The following is an 11,312-nucleotide window of genomic DNA, read 5'->3' on the forward strand; positions in this document are numbered from 1 at the left end:
GTTCTTCTACGGCCGCATACCGTTGGATTCCCTGAAGTTCGAAGGCGACCGTCGTATCTTCGATCAGCTCGTAGCCTGGGACCCGTCCGTGTAACAACGATCCCTTTTATCCTGTGTAGGCCGGGCTCTGGACGTGGTGCAGAACCAGGATCGCCTGCAGGATCGCGGTGGCGCGGTGTGGGCAACAGCGCAGTTTCGTCCGAACTTTCCAGGTCTTGAGGGTGGCGTTGGCGCGTTCACCGATGGCCCGGATCCGGGCGTGAGCGCGGTTGACCTTCTTCTGCCAGCGCGGCAGTTTCGGCCGGTAGCGGTGGCGTTTGAACGGTGTGCGGATGCTGCCGTGGGCGCCTTGGTATGCCTTATCGGCAAAGGTCATCACGTTGGCGCTGTTCAGGGCGTCGATGATGCCGTAAGCGCGGGCCGCGGTCAGGTCATGGATCGAGCCGGGCAGGGCAGCTGAGGCCCAGACCAGCCGGCCTGCCGGGTCGGCGACGACCTGTACGTTCAGGCCGCGACGGCGGTGTTTTCCCGAGTAGTAGGGCTTCTGGTTGGCAACTCGGTCGATCGGGATCAGAGTTCCGTCGAGGATCGCGTAGGCCAGCCGGCGGATCCGGTCCATCGCGGCGTTCAGGTCGTCTGCGGTGGCGGCAAGCAGGTCGACAGCTTCCCGGACGTACCGCCAAGCCGTCGTGAAACCGATCTCGAATCCGCAGGCCAGGCGGGTCAGGGTGTCACCGTTGCGCAGGTGGGCGAGCGCGAGCAGTGCCTGCCGGCCGGGATCAAGGCGCCGCCATCGGGATCTGCGCTGTCACGGTGGCGGCGGATGAGACCCGCGAGGTGGTTCAGGCTGCGGGCGGACAACGGAATCGCGGCAAGGTAAGACAGCACAGCGAGGCTCCCGGTTGGGGCATCTGATCTTGGTCGATTGCTGTCTCACCGGAAGCCTCGTCCTATGTCGACACATGGGATCTCCACTTGGCCGTGACCTGCACCGTCACGATGAAAGGCTCGTAGGTTGTCCTTGCGGTTGGAGGCCCTGTGGACCGGCGACGCCCTGCTGCAAGGAGACGCCGCCGCGGCTCCGGACGGGCTGTTCGCGGCGATCGGAGCTGTCTTTGGCGACTATGAAGACACCGATGACGACGAGCGCCATGCCCGTCAGGTGATAAGGATGGAGCCTCTCGCCCAGAAACAACACGGAGAGGATCGCCCCGCTTACCGGCGTCATTGCTGTGAAGGCGGCCGCGACCGCGGTGTCGACGGTGTCGAGGCTGTCGTACATGAGGACCACAGCCACGCCATTGACGGCCACCCCGGTATAGATCATCAATGCCCACGCCTGCCCGGAGATCTCGGTGATCGTGGCCCAGTCGAACTCGATCGCGGTCGGCACGGCGAACATTAGAGCGCCGACTGCCGACAGGATGAGAGACAGTGCGGCTGGAGGAATGGGCCTGGTCAGGAGTTTGCCGAAGGTCATGAAGACGGCCTCGCACACAACCGCGCAGACCAACAGCAGGGCACCGAGTACGAAATGGGAACCCGCCGAACCACCCGAGGCGCGGGCACTTATCACGTTGATGCTCAAGGCGCCCAGTACTGCGAGGGAGATACCCCCTCCTCGGCGTGCGGAGATCGATTCTCCGAGCAGCAGCAGGGCGACGACGCTGATGGAGATCGGCACCATACCCAGGATGACGCCGGCTTCGATGGCGCCGGTTAGCCTCACCCCGTACATGGCGAACACGCTGAACAGGAAGACGCCGAGCAGGGCCTGCGTGAGGAGCACGGCGCTGTCCCTTCGTCCCGGGCGCACCGTGCCCGGGGGCCTCAGCGCCACGTAGATGGCCAGGACGAGAACAGCACTCGCCAGCCGTACGAAAGTAGCCGTGAAGACCGGGACCTCACGCAGGATCTGTTTGCTGGCGACGAGGTAGGAGCCGAGCAGGATGGTTGCGATGGTCATCTTGAGGTGGGCGGCGCGCACGAGGTCAGCTCTTCCGGGTGGCCGTCGTGACGGTCGGTCGTGGACGTTGGTTGCGCGGACGCGTGCTGCGCCAGCAGGTGAGGTCGTGCGCGCGTTCGCACCGGGCCGCCCGCCACCGACGCCCTACGGGGGTGGCCTCGATTGGTGTGTTCGTCATGGGGCGAGGATGGCTTCTTACAAATAGTGAAGTCAAGCTATGTTTTCTACGCATCCCATTAAGATGAACTTATGTTTGATGTGAAGCGGCTGGTGATGCTGCGTGACCTGGCTGAACACGGGAAGGTAAGCATCGTCGCGGATCTGCACAGGGTCACGCCGTCGGCCGTATCACAGCAGCTTCGAGCGCTGGAGGCCGAAGCCGACGCGACCCTGGTGTATCGGGACGGCAGGGGTGTGCGCCTGACGGCCGCCGGCATCGCCCTCGCCGCGGAGTGCGAACACGTGCTCGCTGCGCTGGAACGGGCCGAAAGCGCAGTACGTGCCCTGGACGACAACCTCAGCGGTGACCTGCGCATCGGATGTGCGCCCAGCACACTGAAGTCCGTGGCCGCCCCCCTGGTCGCGGAACTGGCCGCGCTCCATCCCCGGCTACGGCCCAGGATCACCCAGGCTGAGCCGGAGGACGCCGTCCTCATGCTCAAGCGGCACAGCCTGGACATCTCGGTGTCCTACCGCTACCACCTGCTCGGCACCCCGCCCCCGACAGGGACAGCCGTCATCGGGCTATTTCACGACCCGCTCATGCTGGCCATACCGGAGCCGTTGCGGGAGGCCGTCAGCAGCAACGGGCTGGGGTTCCTGCGCGACCACGCCTGGATCTCGGCCTCGGAACCCAGCAGTTGCCGCGAAATGCTGCTGCATGCCTGCCGCAATGCCGGATTCACCCCGCGCATCGACCACAACTGCGATGACCTTCGCACAGCACTGTCCCTCGTCGCAGCTGGCCAGGCCGCAACCGTTCTGCCCGGCCTGCTCTGCGACGACCCGCCCCCTGGCACAGCGGTCCTCCCTCTACCGGACCCAGGGCGCACGATAGAAGCCCTGGTCCGCGCAGGCAGCGAGTCGCAGCCGGCGATCGCCGCAACGCTCGCCATTCTCACCCGGCTTGCCGAGATCCGCTCGCTGGCTCCCTCGCCAGTATCGCCGCTTCGTGCACTCCGGCCGCGATCGACGACACCAGCAGGCGGCTGATGCGGCGGGGCCGCAACCCGGAGGCCTTCGACCAGATGTGCCGCGACCGGGCTCGCGCCCGCGGGAAGCGGCCGGGGTGCTCGACGCCGGCGGGCTGGGACCGGCCGACCGGGCGCTCGACCTCGTCAGTGCCTGGCATCTGCTCGAAGCTGGGTCGCGGCCGGTTTTGCGCGAGGCGCTCGGATGCGGCGACGTCGAGTGGGAACGCGATAAGGCGTGGGCGTTCCAGCAGGCGATGGGCGCGGTCTGGTACTACATGGACAGCAATCCGGCGGTGAGCCGGATGGGCCGGCGCACCCTGGACCGGATCGTGGCGGACGCCTGACTGTGCAAACCTCGACGAGGTCGGAGCTAAATTCCATTACGCATCCAAAGCCCGGGAACCCGTGTACGCCACCACCAGACGGCACGGCTTACCGCCGCCCGCCATGATCCGGCTGGCGCTGACCGCAAATACGCCGCGCCAAGGCGCGGCGAGTGCTGTGCTACGAGCACCGCCACAGCTGGCGGAACCACGACGACTGGTTTCAGGCTCGGCCCCACCACGCCTGCCGCAGGTCGGTGTGGGGGCCGAGCCGGGCGAGGACGGATCGGTGCCAGGGCAGGAGCAGCGCCGACAGGCCGGGCTCGCGCTGGACCCGCAGGCTCAGGACCGATTCGTGCAGGGGTGAGATCGCTCGCGAAACGGATGACGGCCATGTCTTCGACGCTCAGGCCAGCCGATCATTAAGCCGAGGGCTACATCGATTCCGGCTCCGGTGCCGATGCCGTGAACTCATGTCATGACACCGCAAGCGCGGCTGCCGGCACGGCCGGGCCCCCCGCCCGCGAGGCCGACCCGGACGCCATGCCGCACCCCAGGCCTGGACCCCCGCCCGATCCGTCCGGCACAACCTGACCCTGCCCGACCGAACCGAGCCGGAAGAACAATGCGCCCCGGCGGCTTTTCCTCACGACGTGCGCGGTCATCGCGTCGATGAGGCGCCGCGCAGCGCCCTGCAGTGAGTTCCATGCCCGGCGGCGACGCGAGCCGCGACCCGTGATCAGCCATCGGACCGCATTGGCCGGGGCCCTGGTCGCGGGCAGGTCGTCGCCGCGGCGTCCGCCGGATCGAGTTCCGGATCTGACCTGTGAGCAGGCGCGACGTGGGCGCTACCCGCGCTCGCTCGGGCACGCTCACCGCCTACCAGCGATTGAGGACACGGTAGTTCATGAGAACCCTCAACCTCGGAATCCTCGCGCACGTCGATGCCGGCAAGACCAGCCTGACCGAGCGGCTTCTGTACACCGTCGGCGTGACCGACGAACTCGGCAGCGTCGACGAGGGCACCACACGCACCGACACTCTCGCCCTCGAACGGCGGCGAGGCATCACGATAAGATCGGCCGTGGTGTCGTTCGCCGTCGCTGGCGTCACCGTCAACCTGATCGACACCCCAGGGCACCCCGACTTCATCGCGGAGGTGGAACGGGTGCTCGGCGTCCTCGACGGCGCCATCCTCGTGGTGTCCGCGGTGGAGGGTGTGCAAGCGCAGACCCGCGTGCTGATGCGAGCGCTGCAGCGGCTGCGCATTCCCACGCTGCTCTTCGTCAACAAGATCGACCGAGTCGGGGCGTGCTACGGCCGCCTGCTGGCCGACCTCGGCCAGCGACTGGCCCCCGCGATCGCGCCGATGGGCACCGTGAGCGGGCTCGGCAGCCGGGATGCAGCATTCGCGACCTACCCGTCCGACGACACCCGCTCCACGACGCGGCTGCTGGAACTGCTCGCGGAGCACGACGACGCGCTGCTTGCGGCGTACCTCAACGACGAACACGGCGTGCCACCGCAGAGGCTGAGCCGCGCGCTGGCCGAGCAAACGCGGCTTGCGCTCGTTCATCCGGTGTACTTCGGCTCAGCGATCACCGGAGCCGGCATCGACGAGCTGATCGGCGGGATCACGCGGCTACTGCCCGCCGCGCAAGGCGATTCCCACGCGTCGGCGTCAGGCTCGGTGTTCAAGGTGGAACGCGGCGCGGCCGGGGAGAAGGTCGCCTATGTGCGCCTACGCGCCGGAACCCTCCATCTTCGCCAGCGCGTTCCCGTCGGGCAGGCCGGAACGGGGACGGTTACCGCGATCAGCGTGTTCGACCGCGGGACCGCCGTCCCCAGCCAGACCGCCACAGCCGGGCAGATCGCCAAGATCACCGGCCTGAAGGACGTGCGCATCGGCGACACCATCGGCGTACGTTCGCCCGAGGGCACCGGCGGCCATCACTTCGCGCCGCCAACGCTGGAAGCCGTGGTGGTGCCATGCCGGCCCGCCGACCGCGGCGCGCTGTTCGCAGCGCTGACCCAGCTCGCCGAGCAGGACCCGCTCATCCGCCTGCGCCAGGACGACACCGGCGAGCAGATCGCGGTGTCCCTATACGGCGAGGTGCAGAAGGAGGTCGTCCAGGCCACCCTGGCCGACGAATACGGCATCCCGGTGGCCTTCGAGCAGACGACCACCATCTACATCGAACACCCAGTCGGCGTCGGCACCGCCGTCGAGCGCATGGGCGAGCACGGCAACCCGTTCCGCGCCACGGTCGGCCTGCGCGTCGAACCGGGCCCGGTCGGCTCCGGGGTGCGATTCCGTCTGGCCATCGAGCTCGGGTCCCTGCCCATCGCGTTCATCAAGGCAGTGGAGGACAGCGTGCGCGGCACGCTGCGCCAGGGCTTGCACGGCTGGCACGTCACCGATTGCACGGTCACCCTCACACACTCCCAGTACACCCCGCCGCCACCCTATGGGTGGAGCAAATGGTCGAGCTCCGCCAGCGACTTCCGCAGCCTCACCCCACTGGTGCTGATGGCGGCGCTGGAGCGGGCGGCCACCACCGTCCACGAGCCCATTCACCGCGTACGCATCGAAGCGCCCACCGACACCCTCGGGGCGATCATGCCCGCTCTGGCCCGGCTCGGCGGCGTCCCCGTCGCATCCACCGCCCGAGGTGCCGTCTGCGAGCTGGACGGAGAGATCCCCGCGACCAAGGTGCACGAGCTGCAGCAACAGCTTCCGTCGCTCACCCGCGGTGAAGGCGTGGTGGAGAGTGCCTTCGACCACTACCGGCAGGTACGCGGGTCGGTGCCACTTCGGCGCCGCACCGACCACAACCGGCTCGACCGCAAGGAGTACCTGCTCCACAGCGCGATCCGGGCGTAGCGACGATTCGGACGTGCCGCCGAGGCCGGAAACGTCCCCACCGGCCTGGTCGGCGTCCGACGCCGGCCGGCGCGCTGGCCCGGATCGGCTGGGCCTGCGGGGCGGGGGCGAGCGCCGCACTGCTGCACCACGGGGGGCAGCAGCGCGGCGCGCTCGCCGTCGGCCTGGTGGGGGCGGCGCTGGTCGGGCTGCTGGTCTGCGTTCCGCAGCTGCTGCCGGCCGGCTTCCTGCGGGCCGCGCGGGGGCTGCCCACCGTGATCGGCCTGCGGGGTCTCGCCTCGGCGGCGTTCGCCGGAGCGGAGGTGGTGATCCCGCTGATGCTCTCCCGAGAAACGCCACTTCTCGCCGACCGCGGCCGGCTCGGTGCTGACCGTCGGGGCGCTCGCCTGGTCGGTGGGCGCATGGATCCAGAGCCGGCTCGCCACGCCGCGGACGTCGGTACGCGGACTCCGGCGACGGCGACGGCGACGGGGGTGACGGCATAGATTCGAATCGGTGTCGAAGCGACGGGTGTAGGCGGAAGGGACGCGATGCGGATTGGCGAGCTTGCGGCTCGCACCGGGGTGAGCGCCCGGTCGATCCGGTACTACGAAGAGCAGGGACTGGTCGTGTCGATGCGCACGGCGAGCGGCCAGCGGATCTTCGCGGAGGCGGCGGTCGAGCGGGTCCGGCTGATTCAGCGGCTGTTCGACGCGGGCCTGAGCAGCAAGCGCATGTATGAGCTGCTGCCCTGCATGACGAACCCCGACATCCGCACGTCGTGGCTGACCGACCGGCTTCGTGAGGAGCGCGAGCGCACCGTGGCGGAGATGACCCGGCTCGCCGGTACGGTCTCGGCGCTGGACCGCATCGTCGACGAACTGACGGTCGACGAGCCGGCCGGCGGACCCGCTTCACCTGCCGCGGTCTGAATCCGGCGGCGCCGCGGCTTGCCCCTGACACCGGTGTCAACTTCTACCGTGAGGGCATGACAGGGATCCTCACCTCTCGCCCGGACGTCAAGCTGCCGATGGCGCCGCTGTTGGAGCCGGTCACGTTCGCCGGTCTGCCGTTGGCCTCCCGGTTCGTCATGGCGCCGATGACGCGGTTCCACTCGCCCGGCGGGGTGCCGGCACCTGAGGTGGCCGCCTACTACCGCCGCCGCGCCGAGCACGGCGTCGGCCTCATCGTCACTGAAGGGGTCTGGATCGACCATTCCACTGCGGGCCACGAGGACACGGTGCCTCGGATGACCGCGGGTGCCGCCGAGGCAAGCTGGCGGCATGTGGTCGACGAGGTGCACGCCGTGGGCGGCCGGATTGCCGCGCAGCTGTGGCATCTGGGTAGCCTGCGCGAGCCGGTCGACGGGCTGGCGGCGTGGACGCCGTCGGGGGTGCGGGAGCCGGGCGGGCCGGCGAGCCACGCAATGACCGTCGCCGACATCGACGAGCTGCTGGAGTCGTACGCCGAGGCGGCCCGGGTGGCGGCCAGGGCCGGGTTCGACGCGATCGAGATCCACGCCGCGCACGGCTACCTGCTGGACGAGTTCCTGTGGCCGTTCACCAACCGGCGCACCGACGCGTTCGGCGGGTCGCCGGCGCGGCGGGCGGCATTCCCTGCTGCGGTCGTGCACGCCGTCCGCGCGCAGTTCCCTGCGGACCGGCCGGTGATCGTGCGGTTCTCGCAGTTCAAGGAGCGGCGGTTCGACGCCCGAATCGCGGAGACCCCCGCCGAGCTGGAAGCGATCCTGACCGCATTCGCCGAGGCTGGCGCGAGCGCGCTGCACGCATCCCAGCGGCGGTTCTGGCAGCCGGCGTTCTCCGGCTCCGGACTGAACCTCGCCGGCTGGGCCAAGCGGCTCACCGGCCTGCCGACGATCACGGTGGGCTCGGTCGGCCTGACCCGCGACTTCCTGCGGCCCGGTGGCCCCGAGTCGGTCGCCGGCCTCGTCGAGCGGCTGGCGGCCGGCGAGTTCGACCTCGTCGCGCTCGGCCGGATCCTGCTTGGCAACCCTGCCTGGGTCAGCCACGCCGCTGCGGGACAGCTCGACGCCATAGTCGACTACCGCAAGTCCCACGAGGACACTTACCAATGAGCCACCAGCTCAACTCGTCACCGTGTTCATCGAGGACGCGCTGGCGATCTGCCGCACCAGATTCGGACGAGTGCGCCCGGTACAGATCCGGCCCCGGAATCGCTGCCCTCCAGGATGGCGCAGACCATGGGCACGGCGGCACGATGCTTCGGGTTGGGTCGGGCATCGGTCAGAGCCTGACCGATGCCGCTGGGCTGGTCGATCGGTGAGACCGAACGCGCCGCCCTCATCGGCCCGCCCGCCTCGGCCTGTCGCCGGCGACCGACGCCGCCGGTGGTGTGCGCGACGGCGCCGCCGTCGCCGAACTGATCGGCCTGCTGCACCTGCCTGTGGATTTTCCAAAATCTAGTCATGTGTCCTGAGCTGGTCATTTATGCGGCCCGTTCGTACTCGTTGATCAGCCCGCCAAAAATAGGCCGGCGTCTGATCCCTCCGTGGGCTTGATGAGTCAGCCCGATCACCGGCACCGATCCTGGCAGCAGTCCACCCAGGACCACCAGCACGAGCCTCACAGATGCTTGACCAAGATCAGCCGTTAACTTTGACACTACCGGTCGACGCCGTGGCGCGATGTCGGTTCTCAGCGAAGGTGGGGGCCTTCACGATGGACACATGGGTGGAAGCGTGACAGGATCTCCGAGCACGGTGGCCGCTCGCATCCCATCATGGGGATTCGGTGGGCAATCTCCGCATATTTTGGCTCATGAGGGCCAGAAGCTACAGATGGCCATAAAATCAAGGCCTTCTCGTTTTTCGCCGCGAATGTAGCAGTTGGCCGCTGCCACCCTGTCAGCCAGTTGGTGAAAAGTGCAGGCGTTGACTTGTCATCGCGACGCGAGCACCATCAGTGACGTCTTCAGAGTCGACAAAACCGCAGGTGGACCGGGAAAAGCACCCGACGAGTAGAAACACGATCGCTCACAACGATCTACATCTACCCGCTTCCGCAGCTCTAGTCGACACAGCACCTTCCCTGGGATACACAACCAGCGGATCGCATTGACATAGATGCCACTCGCGTACCGTGACCCGGTTTGCGGAACAGGCACCATTTCATACCCAACGCAGACGCCACATCCCAGGCAACGCATCCGATGTTGAGTTCCCGCATCGCCGGCCGCCGCCGCGGCCCCCTTTTCATCCTGCTCTGGCGCGCCCGCGCCCCACTCTCGGCGCGACTCGGCAGGCGTAGCCGGGTGTCACCACCACGCGCACCGCGCGTAGCCAAACCCAAGTGAGGAGGCCCTCATGTCCAAGTCAAGACGTGCGCTGAGACGGGCGGCATTCACGGTCGTCGCAGTAACCGCGCTCGCTGCCGTACTCACTCAGCCGCCCTCCGCGTCGTCGGCCGCCGGCTGCGACAAGGCGCCGACCGGCGTGCAGGTCAGCGACTACTTTCTGCCCTTCACCGTCCCCGCCGGGCTGATGCCCGACCCGCAGTTCGACGGGCTCCCGGCCGAACTGCAGGTGCATCGCGTCCAGCCCGTCTACGCCAACGGCAAGTGTCACTCGGTGCCCAACCGGGCCGCGGTGCTGATCGACGGCCGCACCGCCTACGGCCCGGCCGTATTCGACCTGCGCCAGCCCGCCCCCGAGGGTGGCGAGCTCAGCCTGCAGAAGGCGCTCGCCCAGGCGGGAATCGACACCTTCGTCCCCAACCTGCTCGGCTACGGCGGCTCGACGCGCTTCGACCACGGCTTGAACGATCCGGGCAACGCGAGCCTGCGCGCCTACAACCACGACGGCACCTGCTCGTACCCCGAGGGGTGCGACCGCACTCATATCCCCGCCGTCTGGGTCCTCGATCAGCAGGGGACGATGCTGTTGACCAATCCGCTCGGCGGACAGCGGCGGGCGCACTCCAGCAACTTCCGGTTCGCCCGTGTCGACGTCTTCGTTCGTGACATCCGTCAGGTCATCGACGACGCCATCGCGCGGGCGCAGCCCTCGGACGGCAAGGTCACCCTGCTGGGCTACTCGGCCGGCGGGATGTTCGCCGCCCGGACGCTGTACGCGGCCAACCCGAACCCGCTCCTTCCCCACACCGACCAGTACATCGCGAAAGTCAACCGCGTCGTGTTCCTGTCGTCCTTCTTCGGTACACCGACCGAGGAGACACCGCCGCCCGGCGGGGCTTTCGCTACCTTCCCGCTGCAAGTCTCCGACGCCACGGGTATTACCTCCACCTGGCAAATGCCGGAAGAGCGCGACGCGGTCTGCACCGGTCACGTCGTCCCGGGCAGTCCCGAGCAGGCCTGGGCGCAGATAATGGAGGAGGAGACCGTGGGCCGTGAGTGGGGAGGGGATGACCCCGCGCATCCAACCGGCCTCGCCCGCAGTCCGGTCTTCTCCAGCTACGGCTGGAACGCCACCGTCGCGGGGACGCTGACCACACCCGCGCTGGTCGTCCACGGCACTGACGACACCTCGGCCGCGCCAGTGACGAACGCACAAACCATTTACGACAACCTCACGGTGACAAACAAGGTGCTGGTAAAGGTAGCGTGCGCGAGCCACGCGCTGCTGTTCGAAGGCTGCTCCGGACACCGCTGCACCCCGACCTCGGGCACGCCCTACGGCGGCACGCCCGGCACCCCCTGGGCCGGTCCGCACTCGACGCTCAAGGCGGCACTGATCGAATGGATCAAGAGTGGAACCTTCAACGGCGCCTCTAGCGGGCAGTTCACCGTCAACGAGAGCGGGGTGGCGAGCGCCACCGGGCCGTAAGATCGTCGGCCATCGGCAGCCCCTGACCAACTGACAACCCGAACCTGAGCCTAGTGCGGTGTCCACTGACGTTCACCGGGTTTCCGGTGCAGCGTTGTGGGTCCTCGCCGTGTGGCGAGCGACTCCCCACCGGTTGGTGGGGCGG

8 protein-coding genes and 2 pseudogenes are annotated in these 11,312 nt (G+C 68.2%); 8 read left to right on the forward strand and 2 right to left on the reverse strand.

Annotated features, from left to right (window positions below; translation table 11 throughout):
- Positions 1-106: 106 nt before the first annotated feature.
- Together ACZ6S5_RS34385 and ACZ6S5_RS34390 are read right to left on the reverse strand one after the other, a co-directional pair.
- Positions 107-888, reverse strand: a pseudogene (locus tag ACZ6S5_RS34385) (transposase family protein).
- A 106-nt stretch (positions 889-994) separates the two neighbouring features.
- Entirely contained in the window at positions 995-1,987 is a 993-nt protein-coding gene (locus tag ACZ6S5_RS34390; protein WP_466006465.1) for a DMT family transporter, read from the reverse strand.
- 228 nt (positions 1,988-2,215) lie between these two features.
- On the opposite strand from ACZ6S5_RS34390, the gene ACZ6S5_RS34395 reads away from it, so the two are divergent.
- From ACZ6S5_RS34395 to ACZ6S5_RS34430, 8 genes and pseudogenes are all read left to right on the forward strand, one after another.
- Positions 2,216-3,178, forward strand: a complete 963-nt coding sequence (locus ACZ6S5_RS34395; protein ID WP_466006466.1) for a LysR family transcriptional regulator — start codon at positions 2,216-2,218, stop codon at positions 3,176-3,178.
- Positions 3,179-3,254: 76 nt separating this feature from the next.
- Complete coding sequence (locus ACZ6S5_RS34400) at positions 3,255-3,503, forward strand: hypothetical protein (RefSeq protein ID WP_466006467.1); 249 nt, start codon at positions 3,255-3,257, stop codon at positions 3,501-3,503.
- Positions 3,504-4,389: 886 nt separating this feature from the next.
- The gene (locus ACZ6S5_RS34405) at positions 4,390-6,366 is read left to right on the forward strand and encodes a GTP-binding protein (RefSeq protein ID WP_466006468.1); all 1,977 of its coding nucleotides are present in this window, start codon (positions 4,390-4,392) and stop codon (positions 6,364-6,366) included.
- 167 nt (positions 6,367-6,533) lie between these two features.
- Positions 6,534-6,851, forward strand: a complete 318-nt coding sequence (locus ACZ6S5_RS34410) for a hypothetical protein (RefSeq protein WP_466006469.1) — start codon at positions 6,534-6,536, stop codon at positions 6,849-6,851.
- A gap of 45 nt (positions 6,852-6,896) precedes the next feature.
- Positions 6,897-7,277 (forward strand): MerR family transcriptional regulator, encoded by a 381-nt coding sequence (locus ACZ6S5_RS34415; RefSeq protein ID WP_466006470.1) that lies wholly within the window; start codon positions 6,897-6,899, stop codon positions 7,275-7,277.
- A 56-nt stretch (positions 7,278-7,333) separates the two neighbouring features.
- Positions 7,334-8,440, forward strand: a complete 1,107-nt coding sequence (locus ACZ6S5_RS34420) for an oxidoreductase (RefSeq protein ID WP_466006471.1) — start codon at positions 7,334-7,336, stop codon at positions 8,438-8,440.
- 189 nt (positions 8,441-8,629) lie between these two features.
- Positions 8,630-8,769 (forward strand): annotated as a pseudogene (locus tag ACZ6S5_RS34425) (IS1380 family transposase); the annotation flags it as partial.
- Positions 8,770-9,688: 919 nt separating this feature from the next.
- On the forward strand, positions 9,689-11,167 hold the full coding sequence (locus ACZ6S5_RS34430; RefSeq protein ID WP_466006472.1) for an alpha/beta fold hydrolase: 1,479 nt from the start codon (positions 9,689-9,691) through the stop codon (positions 11,165-11,167).
- Positions 11,168-11,312: the final 145 nt, after the last annotated feature.

It is taken from the genome of Micromonospora sp. NPDC051924, assembly GCF_055586005.1.

What these genes read in the sequence shown, in the direction of transcription:
- ACZ6S5_RS34395 (WP_466006466.1), top strand. Translation starts at nt 2,216, where the DNA reads ATGTTTGATGTGAAGCGGCTGGTGATGCTGCGTGACCTGGCTGAACAC.
- ACZ6S5_RS34405 (WP_466006468.1), top strand. Translation starts at nt 4,390, where the DNA reads ATGAGAACCCTCAACCTCGGAATCCTCGCGCACGTCGATGCCGGCAAG.
- ACZ6S5_RS34415 (WP_466006470.1), top strand. Translation starts at nt 6,897, where the DNA reads ATGCGGATTGGCGAGCTTGCGGCTCGCACCGGGGTGAGCGCCCGGTCG.
- ACZ6S5_RS34420 (WP_466006471.1), top strand. Translation starts at nt 7,334, where the DNA reads ATGACAGGGATCCTCACCTCTCGCCCGGACGTCAAGCTGCCGATGGCG.
- ACZ6S5_RS34430 (WP_466006472.1), top strand. Translation starts at nt 9,689, where the DNA reads ATGTCCAAGTCAAGACGTGCGCTGAGACGGGCGGCATTCACGGTCGTC.